Source organism: Spirosoma flavus (assembly GCF_054778555.1).
Genome location: NZ_BAAGZL010000003.1, coordinates 573,423 through 596,917, shown reverse-complemented (window position 1 = coordinate 596,917; position 23,495 = coordinate 573,423). Strand labels below are relative to the sequence as shown.

At 48.4% G+C, this 23,495-nt stretch carries 13 protein-coding genes; 5 read left to right on the top strand and 8 right to left on the bottom strand.

The genetic code is table 11. The features are described 5' to 3' along the window. Positions 1-9: 9 nt before the first annotated feature. Positions 10-3,951: a hybrid sensor histidine kinase/response regulator transcription factor gene (locus tag ACYVF1_RS18950; RefSeq protein WP_461081688.1), complete on the bottom strand. Its 3,942-nt coding sequence runs from the start codon at positions 3,949-3,951 to the stop codon at positions 10-12. 528 nt (positions 3,952-4,479) lie between these two features. Between ACYVF1_RS18950 and ACYVF1_RS18945 the strand changes: the two genes are divergently transcribed. Next, positions 4,480-7,938 (top strand): M36 family metallopeptidase, encoded by a 3,459-nt coding sequence (locus tag ACYVF1_RS18945; protein WP_461081686.1) that lies wholly within the window; start codon positions 4,480-4,482, stop codon positions 7,936-7,938. 48 nt (positions 7,939-7,986) lie between these two features. On the opposite strand, the gene ACYVF1_RS18940 is transcribed toward ACYVF1_RS18945, so the two are convergent. From ACYVF1_RS18940 to ACYVF1_RS18930, 3 genes are all read right to left on the bottom strand, one after another. Next, a complete protein-coding gene (locus ACYVF1_RS18940) occupies positions 7,987-10,179 on the bottom strand; it encodes a S9 family peptidase (protein ID WP_461081684.1) in 2,193 nt (730 codons plus the stop codon). 101 nt (positions 10,180-10,280) lie between these two features. Next, positions 10,281-10,868: a YcxB family protein gene (locus ACYVF1_RS18935; RefSeq protein WP_461081682.1), complete on the bottom strand. Its 588-nt coding sequence runs from the start codon at positions 10,866-10,868 to the stop codon at positions 10,281-10,283. 190 nt (positions 10,869-11,058) lie between these two features. Further along, positions 11,059-11,463, bottom strand: coding sequence for a DUF4783 domain-containing protein (locus ACYVF1_RS18930; protein WP_461081680.1), 405 nt, complete (start codon positions 11,461-11,463; stop codon positions 11,059-11,061). Positions 11,464-11,598: 135 nt separating this feature from the next. Between ACYVF1_RS18930 and ACYVF1_RS18925 the strand changes: the two genes are divergently transcribed. Then, positions 11,599-12,111 (top strand): phosphoribosyltransferase family protein, encoded by a 513-nt coding sequence (locus ACYVF1_RS18925; protein ID WP_461081678.1) that lies wholly within the window; start codon positions 11,599-11,601, stop codon positions 12,109-12,111. A 63-nt stretch (positions 12,112-12,174) separates the two neighbouring features. Here the strand turns inward: ACYVF1_RS18925 and ACYVF1_RS18920 are convergent, their stop codons facing one another. The 3 genes from ACYVF1_RS18920 to ACYVF1_RS18910 form a co-directional block, all read right to left on the bottom strand. Next, entirely contained in the window at positions 12,175-12,351 is a 177-nt protein-coding gene (locus ACYVF1_RS18920; protein WP_461081676.1) for a hypothetical protein, read from the bottom strand. A gap of 93 nt (positions 12,352-12,444) precedes the next feature. Further along, positions 12,445-15,438: a DEAD/DEAH box helicase gene (locus ACYVF1_RS18915; protein ID WP_461081674.1), complete on the bottom strand. Its 2,994-nt coding sequence runs from the start codon at positions 15,436-15,438 to the stop codon at positions 12,445-12,447. Positions 15,439-15,721: 283 nt separating this feature from the next. Further along, positions 15,722-16,576, bottom strand: a complete 855-nt coding sequence (locus ACYVF1_RS18910; protein WP_461081672.1) for a DUF481 domain-containing protein — start codon at positions 16,574-16,576, stop codon at positions 15,722-15,724. A gap of 102 nt (positions 16,577-16,678) precedes the next feature. On the opposite strand from ACYVF1_RS18910, the gene ACYVF1_RS18905 reads away from it, so the two are divergent. The 3 genes from ACYVF1_RS18905 to ACYVF1_RS18895 all read left to right on the top strand — a co-directional run bounded on the left by ACYVF1_RS18905 (position 16,679) and on the right by ACYVF1_RS18895 (position 20,247). Then, positions 16,679-17,650: a Gfo/Idh/MocA family protein gene (locus ACYVF1_RS18905; protein WP_461081670.1), complete on the top strand. Its 972-nt coding sequence runs from the start codon at positions 16,679-16,681 to the stop codon at positions 17,648-17,650. An 83-nt stretch (positions 17,651-17,733) separates the two neighbouring features. After that, positions 17,734-18,900 (top strand): AIR synthase related protein, encoded by a 1,167-nt coding sequence (locus ACYVF1_RS18900; RefSeq protein ID WP_461081668.1) that lies wholly within the window; start codon positions 17,734-17,736, stop codon positions 18,898-18,900. Positions 18,901-18,966: 66 nt separating this feature from the next. Continuing rightward, on the top strand, positions 18,967-20,247 hold the full coding sequence (locus ACYVF1_RS18895) for a T9SS type A sorting domain-containing protein (RefSeq protein WP_461081666.1): 1,281 nt from the start codon (positions 18,967-18,969) through the stop codon (positions 20,245-20,247). A gap of 85 nt (positions 20,248-20,332) precedes the next feature. Here the strand turns inward: ACYVF1_RS18895 and ACYVF1_RS18890 are convergent, their stop codons facing one another. Further along, positions 20,333-23,422 carry an efflux RND transporter permease subunit gene (locus ACYVF1_RS18890; protein ID WP_461081664.1) on the bottom strand — a complete coding sequence of 1,030 codons (3,090 nt, stop codon included), beginning with the start codon at positions 23,420-23,422 and terminating at the stop codon, positions 20,333-20,335. Positions 23,423-23,495 lie beyond the last annotated feature (73 nt).

The following is a 23,495-nucleotide window of genomic DNA, read 5'->3' as shown; positions in this document are numbered from 1 at the left end:
AACAGGCTTTTAACTAGCCTGAGTGGCGTAATCGGAGGGAGTTATACCGTACAACTGACGGAAACTGCGGGTAAAATAAGCCGGGCTCTCGAAGCCTACCGCATAGGCTGTCTGGCTAACGGGTTGTCCCTGAATCAGTAATTGCGTAGCCCGTTTGAGCCGGTAGGCGCGTATGAAATCCGAGGTCGATAAACCGGTTAAGGTTTTCAATTTGCGATGTAGGTGCATTCGGCTCAGGTACGCTTTATCGGCCAGTTCATCAACCCCAAAACTCGAATCGTCGAGGTGGGTATCCAGCAACGTATAAAGCTGGTCCAGAAATGGATTAGAGACGGGCGTATCGGTTGCCGGTAACGTACCATCCGGACTTGTTAATTCTTTTCGGAGCTGCTCACGGAATCGACGCTGGCGTTCCAGCAGGTTCGTAATACGTAGTCGAAGTTCGTGCAGATTGAACGGTTTCGTCAGGTAATCGTCAGCGCCTTCGGTCAACCCCTGCAAACGGCTATCTATAGCAGTACGTGCCGTGAGCAGAACAACCGGAATATAATTGGTACGTGGGTCTTCCTTCAGTTTGCGGCAAAGCGTAAATCCATCCATGCCGGGCATCATTACGTCGCTGATGATTAAATCGGGCGCCCGTTTGAGAGCTTCCTCAAATCCCTGCAAGCCATTCGTTGCCTGATGAATACGGTACGTTGACGGGAGACTGCTGGTGATAAATTCCAGCAATTCGAGATTATCTTCTACCAAAAGGATGGTAGGCGCTTCGCCGTTCTGGTGGTTGGTTCCTGAATTCGCTGCTACGTCCTCGTGATACGTTACGGGCAGTTCGGTCACAGGCTGGTTTATCAATTCAGCGACAACCCGCCGATAGGGTAAAAACACCGTAAACGTTGATCCCCGCTCCACCTGACTCGCTACATTGATCGTACCACCCTGAAGCTCAATAAATTCTTTTACCAGCGCCAGACCGATGCCTGTTCCTGTTGGTTGACTGGCAGAAATGCTACGTTCATCATCGGATGCCAATCCAGGCCGAGCCAATCCGGGCTGAGCTTGATAAAACCGGTCGAAAATATGGTCTATTTTATCGGCAGGAATGCCAATGCCCGTATCAGAAACTGTTAAATAAATGCCCGGCTTTAACGTAACCGTGATACGTCCTCCCGGCAGCGTGAATTTTAGCGCATTCGCTACCAGGTTGTACAGAATGCATTCCAGCTTGCCCATGTCGAACCAATAATCACCCTCAATTTGAGATTGGTACGTGAGTTGAATGCCCTTCGATTCGGCTTCCGCACTGAACGACTGAATACGTTCCCCAATAAATTCACCCAGCGATCCCCGGCTGTCGTTGACGCTCAGATTACCCGATTCCAGTTTCGATAAATCGAGCAACTGATTGATCAGTCCCAGCAACTGGTTCGCATTCCGGTCAATAACATCGAGTCGGCGCTGGTCGATTTTCGACCGATCTTCCTGCATCATCTGACTGACAGGCGTTAAAATCAACGTTAAAGGCGTGCGAAACTCATGAGTGATGTTGGTGAAGAAACGCGTTTTCATCTCATCCACCTCGCGTAGCTGAGCCGCTTCCTTCTGTTTAAAGAGGATGGATTGCTGCAAAAACAGTCGATTGCGATACTGCCGGGCCAGTACGAACCCAATCCAAAGAATGAGCAATACGTAGCAGATGTAGGCCCAAAACGTTGCCCACCAGGGCGACTGAATGGTTAGTTGAAGCGTGCGGATATGAGAACTCCAGTGTCCCGACGTATTGGATGCGTTCAGACGTAGTACGTAGCTGCCGGGCCGTAAGTCGGTAAATTCAGCAACCGGGCGATCGGTGTAAATCCAGTCCTCGTTCAAGCCTTCCAGCCGGTATCGATACTGAATTTTTGTCTGACGATTATACTGCATGGCGGCAAATCCAACTGTCACAAAGTTCTGGTCATGAGGCAGAACCAGTTCCTGCATCGCCTGAACGGTGAGCGAATCATGGCTGGGCTGAAACGGGCGATTATTAATCTGAATTCCGGTCAACTGAACGTCGGGCTGATATGTATCCTCGCCGATCTGTTTTGGATCGAAGGCGGTTAACCCATCCACTCCGCCCAGAATAATCCGGTCGTCCGGCAGATGCAGGTTGTGAAACCGGTTAAACTCGTCGGCTTGTATGCCATCTTCCTGGGTATAGGTACGGGTTCGAAACGTAGTACGATCAACCCGGCAAAGTCCCTGATTCGTGCCGACCCAAATGCCGCCCTGCCGATCCGGAATGGCTGAGTACACCACGTTGTTGGGCAGCCCACTCTGCGTAGTTAGCCGTCGGCACTGGCCAGTACGTTTGTCAAACCGACACAGGCCGCTACCGAACGTACCAATCCACAACAGATTCGTATCCAGCGGGTCGTCAAATAAACCAATCAACTCATTGCTGCTCAACGACGTTACGTTGGCAGGCTGAGAAGCGTAATGACGAACCTGTCCGGTGCCGCGGTCAACGCGGTAAAGTCCTTTTGAGATCGTTGCCAGCCACAGCGCCTGTTTATCGACCACCAACTGATTGACAGGCAGACCCACCGTCGACCGAATCGAGAACGGAAAGCGTTTCCAGCGCCCATCTTCCTGATAAACAACTAATGTATCATAAACGGCCCATACCCGGCCATCTGGGTCAGTAGCCAGCGAAGCAGATTGATTTAAATTTAACTCGCTCGGATTCAGCGTTATTGGAAATTGGATCGGCGTAATCTGTTTGGTGGATGGGTTCAGCCGGAGGAAGGGCGTAGTACCCGCATTGAACCAGAGTTGCCCTTGTTTATCAAACGTATACCGAAATTTATACGGCGAAGAAAGCAGGGGAAATCCAGAAAATTGGTTGGCAGATACGCCCAGAAACGAGGTCACCAGATCATTCTGGAATCCCTTTTTATAAGGCTGGGCGTCGAAGGCAGCAGCTCGCAGATTATACTTCAGAATGCCGTGGCCGTTGGTGCCAAGCCAAAGCACATCGGATCGGTCGATAAACAGGCTTCGACAGTGGCGGGAACCGGGTAATTGTTCAATTGGCTGTCCGTCTAATTTAGGATTATAACGTAGCAGTAACGTATCGAGATTGAAGAACGTATTGCCCCGGCTATCGGTCGCAAAGTAGTATTTCCACTGACTGTGATAGGATGGTAAGGGTATATGAGTCAGTAAACCTTGCTGGGGGTGCAAAATGGTTAGCTGCTGATTGGATGCCAGCATCAACAGGCCGTCGGGACGAACGTAGAGATTCTGTATGCTGTCTGGTCGAGATTGATACGTTCCGGGTTGCGTAAACCAACTCCTAAACTGGCCTGTTCGCTTATCCTGCCTATATAGTCCTGTTTTTGTGGCTACCCAGGTCGTTCCGCTACGATCCTCGCGAATGGCTACTACGTCTTTTAAAGCAGGAAACCGAGAAATGCGATTGGTCGCCAGGTCAATACAGATAACCTTTCCCGGTTTACCAAGAATCAACCACAATCGGTTTTGCTGATCTGGGTAATACTTCTCGATACGTTCCGACCCAAGTGCGGGTCGAAAGAAGGGTAAGCGAGAAAAATTAATGAACGTTTCACGCGCTGGATCGAAAATATCGAGTTCTTTTTCTTCACTCAGAATCCAGAGTCGTCCGCTTGAATCGGTCTGAATATCAGCCATCGACGAGGACGATAAAGAAATTCGTTCGGACGATGGCTGAAACACTTTGAAGTTCCGGCCGTCGTAGCGGCTTAACCCATCGCGGGTAGCCATCCAGATGAATCCCTGCCGGTCCTGAACAATGGCGGGCACAAACGCCTGCGGTAGACCCTGCCGGGCGGTGATCAGTTCAGGGCGGGGAAGATTGAACGACTGCGCCCGAAGCGTTGGGTGAATGCACGCTGTCAGCAAAAGCAAATAGCCTAGCAGGAGCATCATCTGCTTTGCCCGGTTACTACGCAAAAGCCAGCTTTGATAAACCTTTAGGGCCATATATCGTCAATCGAGTGACAGGATACTGTGTTGATCTTAGTGTAGTTGGAAAGTATAGGAGCTATCAATTGTTTGTAAAATAAAGAAAATGAAAATAGATGATTTATGATTCACCATATTCTTTTAATCTGTAAGTAATTTATAACGAATATAGGTAATAATACTTTCTTCTGTTACTAGTGAATTCTGCGATTGAACTACACTATCCGGTCAGACTTTGGTAAACAGTATTACGTTGGGTAGACCAAAATTTTCTCCTGTTTTGATGAATGTTACAATACGTCAAGTCGATGTTACAATAATGAAAGCCTGACCATTCTGACACCCCTAGTTTTGAACCCGTGACTTATTGCCTGTCACGGGTTTTTGGTTTTAAGCCATGACCCAGCTTTGATAATCCTATCCCTTAACCTTTGCTCAAATAGCGTTCCTGACGTAATCGATTGCCAGAGGTGATCTAAACACAGCACAGTTATGAAGCACAACTACAAAAGAGTTACCAGACGATTATTGCGGAACGGCTTTCTTCTATTCTTCTCCCTATTTCTGGGACGTAGCGCCTATGCTCAGGACGAAGTTGAAATGGCTCGTCAATACGTAGCATCTAACCTTACTCAGCAAAAATTAACGCCAACTGATGTCGATGGATTGGCTATTTCGAGCGCTTACCTATCACCGACTACGGGCTGGTATCACGTTTATTTCAATCAGACGTATCAGTCCATCGATGTCTACAACCGGATGATGAACGTAGTGCTGGTCGATAATCAGGCTGCGCATATGAATCACAATTTTATTGCAGGCATCGACGCTGTGCCCAAATCAGGAAACACGAAAAGCGTTATCTCGCCATTAATCGCTTTGCAGAAAGCCGTTGCCACTGTAGGATTGGCAATGACGAATCTGGCGCCTATCCAGTCGTTGAGCGCCACCAAGTCGGCCAGCGGTATCCTGACCCGAAGCGTGTATGCGTTACCGGAACTGTCGGATGAAAAGATTGATGTAAAACTTTTTTGGTTGCCCGTTGAATCGGACAGCAATTCGGAGAAAGCTATGAACCGGTTAGCCTTGAGCTGGCAAGTTCATTTTCTGACCAAAGACGGCAAGAACGGCTGGACTATTCACGTAGATGCTACGTCGGGCGAAATCCTGCAAAAGACCGATGCCGTCATTCACTGTAATTTCGGCAAACCAGGCCATCTGGCCACTCCGCACGTATGCACCGGGCGCATTCAGGATGGTTCGGCGAGTTATTTTGGTATGAAGAAGGAGTCGAGCGCCTTTGCCGCCAACAGTTATACGGTCTTTGATTATCCGTTGGAAAGTCCTAATCATGGCTCTCGCACTGCATCAATTAGCCCATATACCCGATTTGTGCCTGGCGGTGTGGGGCCAGGAGCTACGAACGGCTGGCATGATGATGGCGTGACCAGTTTTAGCATCACGCGCGGCAACAATGTTTGGACGCAGGAAGATGTGAACGGAAATGATGGCGTTGGTACCAGTCCTTCTTCTGCTACGCTGGAATTTAATTTCCCCTACACAAAAGGGCTGAATACCGCAGTCGGCAATCGGAATGCAGCCATTACGAACCTATTTTACTGGAATAATCTGATTCACGACGTTTTGTATAAGTACGGCTTTGACGAACCTAGTGGTAATTTTCAGAAGAGCAATATGGAGCGAGGTGGCAAGGGCAATGATCACGTAATGGCTGATGCTCAGGATGGATCGGGTACCAACAATGCCAACTTTTATACACCAGCAGATGGTACGTCTGGCCGTATGCAGATGTATTTGTTTAGTGCAGAGAACGGTTATCAGCCGGATTCCGACTTTGATAACGGTGTCATTTCGCATGAATATGGTCATGGCTGGTCTACTCGCCTGACGGGTGGTCCGTTGAATTCTGGCTGCCTTTACCATGCCGAATCGGGGGGCGAAGGCTGGAGTGACTTTCTGGGCCTGATGTTAACAACCAGGTGGTCGTCATTGAGCGCCAACGTAACGAGTGCGAATATTCCCCGCGGTTTTGCTACCTATTCATTAGGCCAATCTACTTCCGGGGAAGGAATTCGACCTTACCGATATTCGTATGACATGGCCAACATCAATAAGGCCGTTACGTATGGAAAAGTGAAGGATGCTGTCAATTTTCCTCAACCGCACGGAATCGGTTCGATCTGGGCGACCATGCTGTGGGACATGACCTGGGAGATCATTCTGCAGGACAAGTATATCGCGCCCAACATTTACACCACGCCCACCAGCATATCGGCGATGCGGGGCAACATAGCCGCTTTGAAGCTGGTTACGGAGGGGTTACGCCTTCAGCCCTGTAGCCCGAGTTTTGTACAGGCCCGAGACGCTATTTTTCTGGCCGACGCGTTGTTATTTGGTGGTCGTTATCAGTGTGCAATAGGAAAAGCATTTGCCCGACGTGGGTTAGGCTTAAAAGCTTCCACGGGTTCATCATCAAGTGATTTTGTTGTTACTGAGGACTTTACCCCTTTTAATGGTCTGGCACTAACGAATATTCGCGCGTTAACCCTGTGTTCTGGTACTCCATTTAGTTATACCGCCACCGCTAATAATACGGGTGTAACATTTCGCTGGAGACGGGCTGCGGTAAGTGGTATCAGCAATGCCAGTGCAACGGGTAATTCGGCCAGAATCAATGAAACGCTGGTCAATACAGCCAGCGAACCTATTACGGTTCAATATTCATTTACTCTAACAGCCCCCTCCACGCAGTGTACGCCAACGCAGTCGGCTTCGATTACGCAGATTATTAGTGTCGTTGTTCATCCGGTTTTGGTCCCGCTGGTTAAGTCCTATTCGGTTTGTCAGAATACAACAGTACCTGCCGGGGAAGGCCTTGTTGTGTCTGAAAGGCTCGTCAATAGAACCAATGGATTATTGACTGCTAATTCGCCCAACTATGTTCGGAGTTCGGGCAATAACACATCGACGTACACAGCAGGCAAATCGGTTCGTTACCAATCATTTACGTTTACAGCCCCGATGAGCGGTTCGCAAACGTTCGAGATTCTTGCGTCTACGTTCAGTGATGGTGATTCTTATTTGTCGCTTTATCGGACATCCTTCAATCCGGCCAGTCCGGCCACCAATTTTTTACGTGGCGACGATGACAGCGGTGAAGATAATTTATCCAAACTCACCTATTCGCTAACCCAAGGAACAACCTACATACTCGTAGCTAGTTCATACAATACGGGCGTGACAGGTAGCTTTACGATGCGAGCCAGTATCCCTATCTTTTCAATTACTCCTTATAACTGGTTTGCTACGTCCACAGGTGGCTCGTTGCTGTCGACAGACCTGGTGTTCAATCCGGTAGGAATAACGGGTTCCGGAATCCCCAATACGGCTACCCCCGGCACAACCGTATTTTATGTGTCAAGTCCTAACCTTGGTCTCTGTCGTACAGCCACTACGTTTACTGTGTTAAATTCGGCTGCGCCCGTAGCTTCGCCTAGTACAACCATTACGTTAGGTAACTCGACGGTCCTGAGTGCCTCTGGCTGTAGCGGTACCGACTCAAAACAGATCTGGTATCAGGCTGTCGATGACGTAGCGATTAATATGCCCATTTCACCGACGGCCACAACGCAATATTACGCCCGTTGTCAGCGAAGATTTGGTTCAAAGACTTGCTTAAGTGACAAAAGCCAAGACGTAACAGTGACCGTGCTGCCGACATCCTACAATTCGGCTCAATCGGGCAATTGGGACGTACCAACTACCTGGAGTTGTAACTGCGTCCCCGACGGTACGTTGCCGGTTTGGATTATGGAAGCGCATATTGTTACAGTACCCGATGCATACACGGCTCAGACAAAGGGGATGAAGTTGCTGGGGACTGGCCGGGTTCGTCTGGAAGGAACCGGGAAATTGAAGCTGGTGAATTGACGCATTGCTGCCCCGCGCGGGGCAGCAATGCGTCTAAAACGAATTAGACTATAAATTCTTCTCGATAAACTCGGTCATCATCGTGTACAGGTGCAGACGTGTGTTGCCGCCGTAGATACCGTGATTCCGGTTGGGATAATAGAACGACTGAAACTGTTTTCCGGCCTCAATTAAGGCGTTTTCGAAAGCGATAGAGTTTTGAAAATGTACGTTATCGTCGCCGGTGCCATGAATGAGCAGGAAAGGGCCACGTAGTTTCGAAGCATGCGTAACCGGTGAGTTATCGTCGTAACCTGATGCATTTTCCTGCGGACGTTTTAGGTAACGTTCGGTGTAAATGCTGTCGTAATATCGCCAGTTTGTGACTGGCGATACAGAAATGCCTGCTTTAAAAACGTCCGCGCCTATGGTCATACAGAGAGCCGTCATGTAACCACCATAACTCCATCCCCAGATGCCAACCCTATTCGGATCGACGTAACGTAGCGTTTTCAGATTCCGCGCTACGGCTATCTGATCTTCAGTTTCGAGTTTGCCGAGCTGCGCATACGTAACGTTTCGAAAAGCGGTTCCCCGCGCGCCCGTCCCCCGCCCATCGACCGACACAATTACGTAACCTTTCTGAACCAGTGTCTGATACCAGAAAAAATCGCGGCTGTCCCAATCATTTTTGACGGTTTGCGAACCCGGTCCACCGTACACGAACATCAGAACCGGGTACTTTTTAGCACCTGTGCTATCGAAATCAGCCGGGCGTATCATCCATCCGTTCAGCGGAGTACCGTCGGCGGCTTTGGTCTGGAAAAACTTCTTCTGGGCAATCTGATACGTTGCCAGTTGATTCTTCAGCGATTCATTTGCTTCGAGAACACGTAGGTCATTGGTGGATTTGGTATCGCGGAGGCTGACCGTTACAGGTGAATTGGCCGAGGTATGATACAGGAGATAATACGAAAAATCGGGGCTAAACGTAGTGGTATACGTGCCGGCTTTCTGCGTGAGTCGTTCCTTATTTTTTCCGTCCAGACCAATCCTGTACAGGTGGCGCTCAAGCGGAGAGGGTTCGGTGCTGGTGAAAAAAATCGTGCCATTCTTCTCGTCGATACCCGCTACGTTCGCCACTTCGAACTCGCCCGACGTAATAGGACGGATGAGTTTGCCAGAAAGATCGTATAGATACAAATGTTTGTAGCCGCTACGTTCGCTGCTCCAGATGAATGATTTGCCGTCTTTCAGATAAGTTAAATCGTCCGTGAACTCGAGGTCGACATACGTAGCACTCGTTTCTGTTAATACGTTCGTCGTCTGGCCGGTAGTCGCATTGGCGTGCAATAGGTCAAGTTTGTTCTGAAGCCGGTTCATCCGACGTATCGATAACAGATTTGAGTTCTTTGTCCACTGAATACGAGGCAAATAGATATCAGTTTCTTTTCCCGTCTGCGCCATCACTTTTTTGCCCGTCACTACGTCAGCCATCCAGACCGTCACAATAGAATTTGCTTCGCCCGCTTTTGGGTATTTGAACCGATATTCTACCGGATACAGACCGCCCCAAAGCTGCATATCATACTCAGGAACACGGCTTTCATCGAACCGAATCCACGCTACCTTACGACTATCGGGCGACCATTCGAAGGCACGCGCCATGCTGAATTCTTCTTCATACACCCAATCGGCACCACCGTTGATGACGGCGTTACGTTTGCCGTCGGTAGTCAGTTTGGTTTCTTTACCTGTTGCTAATTCCACAGCAAACAGGTTATTGTCGCGCACAAAAGCGACCCGTTTGCCATCGGGCGAGAACGTAGCGTATTGCTGTTTACCACCTTTGCTGAGTGGAGATAACCGCTTGGGTGTAAGATCGTAAACATAAAATTCGGCTTTGCTCGACCGGCGATAAATGGGTTCTTCCTGCGTAGTGAGCAGCATTTTGCGTTCGTCGTCGGCCAGTTGGTAGCCTTCAATGCGAATCTTCTGACCCGTGCCGGCAGCCGTAACCTCCCGTTCATCAAATAGCGTTTCGACCGGTTGCCCGGTTGTAATGTTGAACTTCACGACTCGACCGGCATCCAGCGTTGTGTAAAAACCGCCCGCTTTCATCCAGTCAACAGCCGCTACGGTGCGTGGTGTAAAGATGCCCTGATTACGTCCCCAGACATCGTCGAGCGTAACCGGTTTTTTAGATTGGCCAATGGCCGAAACAGTGACTAAAAAGAAGAATAAAAAGTTTGTGATGCGCATAATCAGATGAACGAAAAAATCCAACTTCGCCACAGCCCGGCTGTAACAAAGTTGGAAATTTTGATACGTATTACGTAGTAGTTGAATAAATGATTAACGTATTACTTACTCACGGTTTCGGCTGGAACGGTACCGGGCAGCAGGCTCTTACGTTTCAGAAGTGCATCCATAAAACGCAGGTCATTATCGCTCGTAAAGATGTTGAATGGCAGATAAATAAACTGCGCTTTAGCTAAACCTTTCGTCACGGTTTTGGCAATCCAGCTAGCTTTTACGTTAGCCATAGCTTCAGCGTTGTCCAGAAACAGGATGTACGCGTCTTTATCTTTAATCACACTGTCAATCTGGCTCCATTTCAGAATACCGCCTTCTTTGGCATTGATGCGCATCAGAATCTGACGGCTATCAATTTCGTAAACGTATTTCTGAAAAAGCGCCTTGCTCTGCTCCATTTGCGAGATGCCCGTAATCTGTACGGCCCAGAAAAGTACGTACAGGATAGTCAGCAGCACAATGACGATGTAAATCCAGTAATTTGGGTAGACGCCGGTCAGGCTTAGCACTACGTTCAGCAGAATCAGGGCCAGCGGCACAAAAGCCCATGTCCAGTTTTGCTTTACCCACTGACGAAGGGCGATATTGATATACGTTTTTTGTTCTAAAGCGTATTTTTTGGTCTTAACAATCATGATACCTCTGCATAAAAATGCAAAGTTAGGGATAAAAGTCGGTAGTCGTCAGTGAATCGTTTTAATGATTGATGATTACGTACCGAAGCCCCACTTTACATTGAAAATCGGGCGCTACGTCGGTAAATTGTACCAATTTCTGTGCGCGTCTTCTATTCCGCTTCGTCACCTTTTGGCGAATAGCTATTAATTATTCTTTCCTGAAATGCAGTGCGTTGATTGTAAACTGATGATTGTCATTTTGCCGCATCAGTACGTATACCGAAAATGGCTGGCCGCCAGTGACATACGTACCAGTACTATACCGTAATTTATCAGACGCGCCCCGGTAAATGAATTGAAAACTCTGGGGTGGATATTTCTTGAAAAACGACCGGAGAATCAGAGCCGCATGCGTGGATTGCACCGACGTGAACTCGACGTGTTCGGTATCAATGACCAACTCAATGTTTTTGGCAAAACGTGTGGATAGCTGACTCGCATCGCCACTACGTAGCGAGGTCCCAACAGTTTGTGTAATGTCAACATCATTTGCGGCTACGCCGGGGAGTAGCCAGATTAGGGAGAGAGAGATAAAATTAAGTATAGCGTGCATGTCTGGTGAGTAGGGAGATGCTTTGCCCGACTAGAAGGCGAAAACTATGCCAACCGGATATCCAATACGCATATTTCATTGGCTATTCGCTTTTTCTCATCTTTGCAGCGTCAATTTCCCTGATTCTGATTGCCCATGACTACCAGCCAACCTACGCTTATTCTAAATGCTGAGCAGATTCGTCAGAAAATCAGGCGTATAGCGTTTCAGATATATGAAAATAATTTCGAAGAAACGACTTTGCTGCTGGCGGGTATTGCGGGTGAGGGATACTTCCTGGCGGAAGCATTGGCACAGGAATTGCAAACCATTGCCCCCTTTTCGGTAACACTGATACAACTTACGCTAAACAAAGCGCACGCTACGCAACCCGCCGTTCAAACTGATCAGGACGAAGTTGACTATACCAATAAAGTGGTCGTGATTGTCGACGATGTTCTCTATACAGGCCGTACGCTGGCTTTTAGTCTGCAACCGTTTCTGAACGTACCGATTCAGAAACTGCAAGTCGCCGTGCTGATTGATCGGAATCACCCGCGTTATCCGGTTGCCGCTGATTATAAAGGATATGAGCTAAGCACTACGCTGACAGAACACGTAGACGTAGTATTGAGCGATGCAGCCCGAATGGGTGTGTATTTACGGTAAGTCGATAGTCAGTAACCGCTAAATCAGTTACTGACTATCGACTAGATACAACTTGACGACTTTTTACGCTCTCGTGCTACGTATCAGGCTGACCCCTGTGAAGAAAAATATGGCTCCCAGGATGAGGTAAACGAAGGAAGCCTGAGCCACTCCGCCCTTAGTGAAGTCGATGCCGCCGTAAATCAGCCCAATCAGGCCGACGAGCGTTAAAACCATGCCAAATGCGCTTTTCATATTCATGACTACGTTGGTTTTTGTGTACAGAATAGTGTGTCGGCTATATAACTAACAACAACACAGAATGTCCCGAACGTAGCGAATTCTTTTGGGGAATTACTCCAGCAACACCATGATATCTTCTTTCGTAAGCGACTTCATGAAGTTTTCTTCGGTCGTGATGAGGCTGCCAGCGAGTTGCTGCTTGGCCCGCTGAAGCGATAGGATTTTCTCTTCGACCGTGTTTTTTGCGATGAATTTATACGTAAACACCGTTTTCTGCTGACCGATGCGGTGCGCCCGGTCAACGGCCTGCGCTTCGATGGCGGGGTTCCACCAGGGGTCCAGAATAAATACGTAGTCGGCGGCAGTGAGGTTGTGCCCCAGTCCACCGGCTTTGAGCGAAATCAGGAACAGTTTTACTGAATCGTCGGTCTGGAAAAGCTCGACCTGACTTTGGCGGTCGGTGGTGGCGCCGTCCAGATAAGCATATTTGATTTTTTGCTCTTTCAGGTATTGCTGTACTACGTTTAGGTGTTTAATAAATTGGCTGAATACGAGTACTTTGTGGTGGTCTCTCATCGCGCTTTCCAGCCGCATCAATACGTCGTCCAGCTTGCCTGAATCGCCTTCGTAATCGGCATCGACCATGCGTGGATGGTTGGCGATCTGCCGGAGTTTTGTAAGCCCCTGCAGTACAATCATTTGCGATTTGGCCATGCCTTCTTCTTCGATATGCTCCAGAATCAGGTTGCGGTAATACGACTTAGCTTCTTCGTACTGCTTTTCCTGATCAGGTGTCATCTCGCAATAAAGTACACTTTCTACTTTTTCGGGTAAGTCGGTGGCTACCTGCGACTTGTTACGTCGAAGCATAAAGGGCTTAATCAGACTGTAAAGCCGAGAGGTTTTCGCTTCGTCGTGCCGCTTCTCGATGGGAATCTGGTATTCATTCCGGAAAAACGACTGCGTTCCCAGCAAGCCCGGATTGATGAACGACAGTTGCGACCACAAGTCCATTGTGCTGTTTTCCAGCGGAGTGCCCGTCAGAATAAGCCGATGCGCTGTATTCAACTGCACTACCGCTTTGGTAATGTGCGACGACGGATTCTTGATCGCCTGCGATTCGTCGAGAATAACGTAGTTGAACCGATAATCGCTCAGCAAATCGATGTCGATACGTACGATGCCGTATGAGGTCAAAATCAGGTCGTAATTGTCGAACTGCGCCGTGTTTTTGTCGCGATACGTACCCGTATACACCATCACGCGCAGATCGGGCGTAAATTTCCGGGCTTCGAGTTCCCAGTTGTATAGCAACGACGTGGGCATTACCAGCAGACTCGGAGACGTAGCGCCGGCTTCTTTCTGACCTTGCAGCATCGCCAGCGTCATTACGGTTTTGCCAAGGCCCATATCATCGGCCAGACAGCCCCCGAAATTATACTGACGAAGGAAATTCATCCAGTCGTAACCTGCTTTCTGATAAGGACGTAACGTGCCCTTGAAGTGAACCGGCACCGGAAATGATTCGATGGTGTCGAAATCACGAAGCCGTTCCAGTTTGCGGCTTATAGTCGTGGTAGCGAGGTTGTTACGTTCAAGTTCCTGGACCAGTGCGATGTGGTGCTTTTGCAGCATCAACCGTTCGTCGGTGTCGTCGTCCAGGCGTTCCAGAAAGCCGAAAAGCTCAGAATAACGCGTGAACCAAACATCGGGGATGACCGCTATTTCGCCGTTTGGTAGTTTAAACTCGCGCTTTTTGTTCAGAATCAGATTACGCAGTTTCAGGAACGGAATCTCAAACTCGCCGAAGCGGACATTGGCGTAAATATCGAACCAGTCGCGCCCCTCCTGAATCGACACGCTGATGCTCGAATAGCCCAAAAAATACCGTTTACCATCCTGAACCGCCTGCCGAACCAGAAAACCCGATTCTTTAAGCTGCTGACCCTGTTCGGAGAGCCAGGAAAATGCCTCGGCTTTGGAAAGCGCAAGTCGCCCATGGTGCATCTCCAGACCTGTATCGCGCAGAAAACCAAGCTTTTGCTTTTCCAGTCGCTGGTCGCGACGTATTTTATGGAAGATGTATTCGTCGTTTTTCTTTTCCAGACTTACGTTGGACGACGGCCCGAAATTATCGAACCGGAAGTTGAAATCGCCGTACTGAAACGACAGATCGAAAACGATACGTTGGCTCGCTTCATCATCGTCATCAATCGTACCGACGCTCGACCCGTTCTGAAATAGCGGTGTCGATACGGTCCGGCTCGATTGTACCATCTCTGAAATGGTCAAAACCGGTACGGGCGGTAGAACCTCCGAGCGGATTTCAAACCCTTTTGGAAACACATCGTATGACGCAACGAGCTGAGTAACAAAACGTTCATAGTACTGTTGCTCGATGTTTCGAGGAATAACAATGTGGTTTTTGGCGAAAAACGGACGAAGTTTTTTGCCGTCTACATTCTTGCTGAAGTGATAGAGTTTATTACCGACCATCATGTAGGCCGGTTCATCGCAAATCATCAGCGCGTCTTTGAACTGAAAATCAACCCGTTCAGTCTCCACTACGTCGCGCCCGTCGGCCGAACGTATCGGGTACCGGATGATGGGGAAATAGTGCGTTGAATCCGGATTTCGGACAAAGTGAAAGTGTACCCGCGCGGGTTCCGGCATCCACTTGATACGTTCCCAGGCCGGGTTGCCGTCGTTGCCCATAATGTAGAAAGGCTTGTCGGGCAGGAGCGCCATAATCTGGGCTTTTATGTTTTCCAGATACCCACAAATGGCTTCTTGTACCAGTTTATCGCCTTTTTGCGGGTCATAAATTTTCAGGAAAAAATCGACGGCGGGTAGTTTGCGTGTATTGAATTTCTTGACGATGGTGTCCTGCTGAATGCTGTCGATAAGCTTGACCAGTTCGAAGTCTTTTTCGTCGAGTTCCTGAGCAAATTCACCCACGTTTTGCGTGGAGAGTGTCTGGTTTTGTAGCGTCAATTCACCCCGCGCATTTAGCTGAATAACAAACGCTTCGATTAAATAACCCAGAAACTCATGGTCGAGTAACGAGTAGACAATTTGAAACGGTTGCGCGGGCGATACTTTCATGGTAATACGTCACACAGAACCGACTTCATCAGAAGCGGAACCGGGGCTGGTATAGGTGAACAACTGGTATAGAACTGTGGCTGGATACGGGTGTCAGTAAACCGCAAAAAATGGTCATAAATAACTCAAATTGAGTTCATTATGCATAAAATACAGTTTTCAACGGTTTCAAATATACGAATCAAAACAAAATGTTCAAGGAAGATTTAGACAAATTATGTAACCAAATTTTGCCACCAGGCTAAACTTTATTTAACGGTAAATTCGGTTCATCGGACGACTCTTACTTCTTCTCATAAACCAGCCCTACCGTAAACCGAAAATCATCGTTCTGACGGCCCGGTACAACCAGACTTTCGTACGCATTAGCCACCGTCGAACGTAGACTAATGATCTCGGTCAGTTTCACCTGAACACTTAGGCTGGCGTTCCAGCGGACATTATACGTACCGAGGGCGGGCTGGTAGAAAGCGGTATGGGTAACCGTCCAGCGATCTTTATCGAACTTGTATTCACCAAACAGACGTACCGAATTCCGGAAAATATAAATATCATTGAGTTCAAAAAAATCGGTGTTCTCGTGAAGAATGACGTTGGTAAGTGAAATATAGGCCCGTTGTTTGTTCACCAGCTTGTATCCGATGCCAGCAGCGGCTGTCAATCGACGCGCAATCTGGCGAAGGTTGCTACGTTCATACGAACCAAAAGCCAGGTAATACAGTCGTTTTTCATGACGAAATGTGGTTCGTAGATCGCCAAACCATTCGCGCTCAGCCAGCAGACCACTTTGTTTGCCGTAAACAAATGACGGGCTGGTCGATAACTTGAAATAATGATTTAACTGATAATCAAAAGCACCTGTAAGCTGTAATAATCCGCGGTTGACATTGCCTGACGTAAAGGTGCCGTCGGCCGTAAACTTGTATCGATATTCAATCTGGGTCGAATCGGCCATGTCTGCTTCATCTTCGCCCTGGTCGGCCGTACCCACGCTACTTGAATCAGCATCAGACGTGGCTTGGGTGCTGTCGGGTTGGGAAGGACGTAGCGGATCGGGTTGTTCAACAATCTGGCCAAACGCTACGTATCGAGCCCCAAGCAGGCTGAAAAGCAGCAGTAAGAAGCGGATATTTTTCATGAAATGCTGAGTAGTGAACCCGCAACTTAGAAAAAACGATACATTTGACCGCAGTTTAAAGCCGCAAATTATTCTGTGAATCATTAATCACATTGTCTTTTTATGACTCGTTGGGGAGTACTCGGGCCGGGACGTATCGCCCATAAATTTGTGCAGGATTTATTAACTGTACCTGGTAACCAGCTTTATGCAGTTGCCTCATCGGATCAGCAACGCGCCGACGATTTTGCCCAGCAATACGGTGCACCGCATGCGTTCGGTACGTATGAAAAATTATTGACGCTCCCAGATTTAGACGTAGTGTATGTAGCCACTCCGCACGTCAAACACCACGAACACGTATTGATGCTGCTCAACGGTGGCGTAAACGTATTGGGTGAAAAACCGTTTGCCATGAATAGCCAGCAGGTTCGGGAAATGGTTGAAACGGCGCGGGCGAAATCCGTTTTTTTGATGGAAGCGCTCTGGAGTCGTTTTATGCCGAGCATTTTGCACGCAATGGAATTGGTGGAGTCGGGTAGCATTGGTAAAGTTGTGTCTGTAAAAGCCGATTTTGGTTTTAAAGCACCGTTTCTGCCCGAAAAGCGTCTTTTTAATAAAGAGCTGGGCGGAGGGTCGTTGCTCGATATTGGTATTTATCCGCTTTTTCTATCTTATCTATTGTTGGGAAAACCGGCTACGATTAAAGCTTCTGCCAATTTTGGAATCACCGGCGTTGATGAACAATGTGGCATGGTATTAACGTATCCAAACGGCCAGTTGGCGCTGCTCGACAGTACGTTGCTGGCCGATACAGATTGCGTCGGCCTTATTCAGGGCGAATCGGGGCAGGTTCGCATTCATAACCGATTCCACGAAAGCAAAAGCGTTACGTTGCACCGCGACGGCGAAGAACCCGTTACTACGTCATTCGACCGTACTACGTTCGGGTATGATTACGAGATTCAGCACGTAGTACAATGCCTTTCTGAAGGACGTACCGAAAGCCCGCTCTGGTCGCTCGATGATAGTTTGAATCTGATGGAGTTACTGGACGCAGTTCGGGCCGAAGCGGGAATAGCTTACGGAGAATGAATAATAGAAAATGGATAATGACAAAGTGAACCTGCGTACCTTTGCGCATTAGTTATTCGACATTATCCATTATTCCTTTCTGAATGGATCGCTATGCGCAGCGCGGGGTTTCCGCTAGTAAAGAAGACGTTCACAACGCCATCGCCCAACTCGATAAAGGGCTTTTCCCGAAAGCATTCTGCAAAATTGTACCCGATACGTTGGCGGGTGATCCTGATTTCTGTACCATCATGCATGCCGATGGAGCCGGCACAAAATCTTCGCTGGCGTATCTCTACTGGCGCGAAACCGGCGATTTAAACGTCTGGCGAGGTATTGCACAAGATGCGGTGGTGATGAATACCGACGACCTGATTTGCGTGGGAGCTACCGGACCAATGCTGCTGTCATCGACCATCGGACGTAACAAAAACCTGATTCCGGGCGAAGTGATTGCTGAAATCATCAATGGTACGGAGGAAGTGCTGCAAATGCTACGTGATCACGGCATCGAAATTTATAGCACAGGTGGCGAAACTGCCGACGTTGGCGATCTGGTACGTACCATTATTGTCGATAGCACCGTCATTGCCCGGATGCGACGTAGCGAAGTGATTAGCAACGACCGTATTCAGCCGGGCGACGTTATTGTAGGACTGGCTTCCTATGGGCAGGCTACCTACGAAACAGCATACAACGGCGGAATGGGCAGCAACGGCCTGACCTCTGCCCGCCACGACGTACTGGCGCATTATCTGGCCGATACGTATCCCGAAAGTTTTGATCCGGCTGTAGATAATACGTTAATATATAGCGGTTCAAAAAAGCTAACCGACACGATTTCGTCGGTGCCTGACGGGACGAATGTTGGTCAACTTATCCTCTCACCCACGCGTACTTACGCTCCCGTTGCGAAAGTGTTGCTCCATGAGCTGCGTGAGCACATTCACGGCATGGTGCATTGTTCGGGTGGGGCCCAAACGAAAGTGCTGCACTTTGTTGATAATCTGCACATTATTAAGGATAATCTATTTCCAATTCCTCCTCTGTTCCGGCTCATTCAGGAGGAAAGTAATACAGACTGGAAGGAGATGTACAAGGTGTTCAACATGGGGCATCGACTAGAAATTTATCTGCCCGAGAACGTAGCGCAACAGGTTATTGACGTATCACAGTCGTTTGGTATTGATGCGCAGATAATTGGTCGGGTTGAAGCGCATACAGGTAAGCAGGTGACTATCCAGAGTGAAGTCGGTAAATTTATTTATTGAGTTTACTTGAGACTTTTTACCATAATTTCTGTCGTAAGGGCTTAACCACCCTAACGTAACGTTTTTATGGTGAAAATTTACACCGTCTGTACACTGGCCCTACTGGGAATCACCTCAAGAATTTCGGCCCAAACTGTCTACTTCGATCAGAATTTTTTGGCGGGTGGTCCCGTTTCCAACTACGTTAGTGCAACCCCTAACAACGGTCAGGTTAACGGAATAGCGGGCCTGAGTGCTACCATTACAAATAATGCTGTTCAGTTTTCGCGCCCTACGGATAGTGGTTCAGGATATATAACGCGTACTACTGATTTTTCGGGGCCGCCGACCTCACTACATGTTCAGTTCAGTTTTGAGGCAATCTCAAACGACGTATCAGTGACGGGTACGAATGCCGTAGTGTTTTACGTGGGCAGCAATTTTGTTGCCGGTCAGTTAAACCCAGATGTTGCGGAAACCTACGCGCGATTGTCCATTGCTTTTTCGGCTGCGGGTTCTGGCCAGTTTCGTGTACGCACGGTTCCAAATGGGGGAGGAGGTGTCACTAGTGCCTCGTTTTCCGGCCGCCAAACTATTACGTTTGCCATGAACAATTCGGGTGCTACGCTTAACTACGTATCGCCCACGGGGTCGATGGAAAGTCTGCTTAACGATACGTATGACATATGGATTGGCACCACCAAGTTTGTTAATGACCAAGCTGTTTTAACTCCCAGTCAGACGATTAGTGACTTCAAATTCAGGATGAATGATGGTGTGGGTGTTATGCAGATTGGCAACATTCTTATGCGCGACATTAGTGGCGTGCTTCCTGTTACGTTGCTTGGGTTCTCCGCCAAACCCGAAGGCAATCGCGTTCAACTGGCCTGGTCTACTACGTCGGAACGTAACGCTGATCGGTTTGTCGTCGAACGTAGTAGGGATCTGAACGAGTACGTATCAATAGGGGAGGTGACAGCTAAAGGCACGACCGATCAGCGGCAATACTATGGCTTAACCGATTTCAATCCTGAACCGGGTGCCAATTATTACCGGCTCAAGCAGATCGATCTTGATGGTACGGCGCACATTTTTAAGTCAGTGTCAGCCATTACGCAAACCAACGAACCCGTCGTCTCGGTTTTCCCAAATCCAGCTTCCCCTGACCGGATTCACCTTCGCCTTTGGAATGCTGACGGTGCTGAGATACGTTTGCTAACCCCTGCCGGTCAAATCATAAATGGACATTTGGAACGCCAGTCTGGTGAAGCGGATTGGGTACCAGATCAGCCGTTGTTGCCAGGTATTTATTTACTGGAAGTTCGCGTAAATGGGCAACGAAGAACGACGAAGGTGCTGGTACGTTGAAAACTATTATGACAGAATCGAGTCAGGAACGAATGCCATTACTCTGATTAATAGCATTCGTTCCTGACTCGATTCTTGTGAGTTATTACGCTAATTCTAATTCTTCTGTTGGAACCGCCTGCACTTCTACGTTTGGTGGAAGTAGTTTATAAAGCACTGGCGTAACAATACGGGATAATAACGTGCTGGAAATCAGGCCGCCAATAAGTACCCAAGCCAGAGGTGAATACAGTGGATTTCCTTCAAAAGCTAATGGCATTAGCCCACCGATGGCCGTCAGGGAGGTCAGTACAATTGGTACAAAACGGACTTCACCCGCTTCTTTAATCGCTTCGACTAAAGGCATCCCCTCCGCCCGTAGCTGATTCGTAAAATCGACCAGCAGGATAGAGTTTTTCACTTCGATACCAATCAACGCAATCAGCCCGATTACGGCCACAAAGGAAAATGGATTGCCAGTCAGCAACAGTGCGATAATGGCCCCAATGATGCCCAAAGGAATAACCGATAACACAATCAGCGTACTTTTAATTGTACCAAATTCCAGAATCAGAACGGCCATGAACCCGAAAATAGTAATCAGAATAATGGTACCCAATCCGCTGAATGACTGCTCACGGCTTTCTAACTCACCCGCTGCTACGTAGTGAAAACCGGTCGGAAATTTCATCGCATTCAGCTTGTTTAATACGTCGGTATAGACATTATCGACCAGATGACCGGTTTTGACGAAGGCTGTTACCGTAGCAAATCGATCTTTATCGTAATGGCGAATCTGGCTGGTGCCGGTTTCAAACTCTACATCAGCTACCTGTTTTAATGGTACAGCCCCACCCGTTAATGTGTTAACGTACAGATTGTTAAGTACGGATTGATCTGTCGTTCGGCCCTTCGGTAACGTAACGTTGATGATGTAGTCGTCCGATCCGGCGCCCTGGGCATCGTTGGCTGGCTTGAAAGTGCCGACGTTCAAGCCAGCCACTGCTAGTCGGATTGTGCGGTTGATATCGGCAATTGAGAGTCCCAATAACCCTGCTTTCTCTTTGTTGACCTTGATACGTAGGTCCGTTTTGCGATTAGCGAGTGGATTGTTTACGTAAATCGTACCCGGTATTTGCTTCAATACCGTTTCAACGCGGGCTGCTACGCTACGTAGTGTGTCCAGATTCTCGCCAAATACCCGAATGGCTACGGGCGCTTCCTGTTGTGGTCCCTGCTCGAAGTCTTTAACCTCGATTTTGGCATTTGGATACTGGGCAAATTGCTCCCGGTATTTGTCGATAATCGCCCGTTTTTCGGCTGGTTCCACATCGTTCAATTGCACAAAAAACTGCGAGAAATTAGCCGATTCGTTACGTTGGGCGATGTTGTAATAGATGCGCGGATTTCCTTTTCCAACGTTGGTGGTGAAGTGCTTAACGGATGGTTCGCGTTTCAACTGGCTTTCAACGTAGCGGGCCACGCGGTTTGTTTCGGTCAGGCTGCTTCCATCGGGCGTTTCAATATTGATCAGAAATTGCGGTTTCTCAGAAGCCGGAAACAACCCAAAGCCTACTTTGCCTGCCATTGACAACGCTCCGCCAAAAATAGCCAGCGCTACCAGCAACGTAATAACTGGTCGATCGAGTGCTACGTTCAGCAGGCGGCTGTAGGAACCACTGATGCCTTTTTTCAGCGCACGCATAAAAATATTGCCTTCAGCATTGTGCTCCTGTTTAAGGATTCGGCTCGATAAAAACGGCACAATAGTGAGCGAAACGAGCAGCGATGCTAGTACTGTTGTAACGACCGCCATCGGCAGCGAACGAATAAAATCGCCGGATGCTTCGGGTAAGAACATGAGCGGCAAAAACGCCAAAATCAACGTAGTGGTACAGCCAATAACAGCCAGCGTGATCTGGCTGGTGGCCTTGATAGCCGCTTCCTTTTTCGAGAACCCTTCACGTATATATCGCTCGATGTTTTCAACCACTACAATACTATCGTCAACCAGAATCCCTAAAGCCACGATAAGTCCAACGATGCTTAACTGATTGATACTGTAGCCAAATACGTTCAAGAGTGATAACCCGATCGCCAGCGAAAGTGGGATGGAAATCATGACCACGACGGCAGCCCGGAAACCCAGCGGCAGCAAAGTGAGTGACACCAGCAAAATGGCAATGGCAAAGTCGGTGGCGAAGTGCGAAAGCCGTTTCCCCACGCTGGCAGCCTGGTCGAAATTTTTGACAAGCTTAATGTGGGGCGGCAGGGTTTTGGCAAAGTCGTCGATAACCGGGTTGAGCTGTTTACCAACTTTATCAATGTTTTCACCCAATTTCTGGCTAGCTGTTACCAGTACCGCCCGGTGGCCGTCAAGTCGGGTAATGTGCGTTACGTCTTCAAGGTTGTAGTCAACATCAGCGATATCGCGCAGGTAAATAATTTTCTGCCCATTGGTCGATACAATAGTGTTTCGAATGTCGTCTAATGATTGGTAATCGCCAGCGGTTTTTACGTTAAATTTCCTCGTTCCTACCTGAATACTTCCGCCCGGAATTACTGCGTTTTCAGCCTGTAATGCTCCGATGACCCGGTTGGTTGGAATGCCTTCCTGCGACATTTTGTCGATGTTGAGCGCGACCCGTACTACGTTGGCGGGGTAACCCCAGTCTTTCACGTTTTTAAGGCTGGTAATCTTCTCCAGCCGTTTTTTTAGGTCGTCGGCGTAGTTGCCTAACTCCTTATCCGAAGCCACTTCCGACTGTAGTGCCACCTGCACGATATTTACGTCGGAAGGGGAGAATTTCAGAATGTCAATTTTGAAAATATCAGCGGGCAGTTCACTACGTAGCGCCCCCACTTCACGAACGATTTCCTGATATTTTTCGTCGGGATCTTCGCTGTACTCATAAGTCACCCGAAACACCGCCAGGCCGTCATCTACATTGGTTACTACGTGTTTAATGTTGTCGAGTTCATTAAATCGTTTCTCGGCGGGATCTACGACAAGTTCCTCCATATCGAGGGCGTCGGTGCCGGGATAAACGACGGCTACGGCAAATTCAGGGGCCGTAAATTCGGGATCTTCGCCCCGCGGCATGTTCATTAATGAGTTGATACCCAAGGCTGCAACTCCTAGGAAGAGTACCAGCATGAACTGCCAGTTTTTGACGGAAAAAGAAGATAGATTCATAGTTTCTCTAAACGCAGGGCCACCAAGGATTGCACGGAGATCAGTAAGATTTCCGAATAGTCTATGGTTCTAC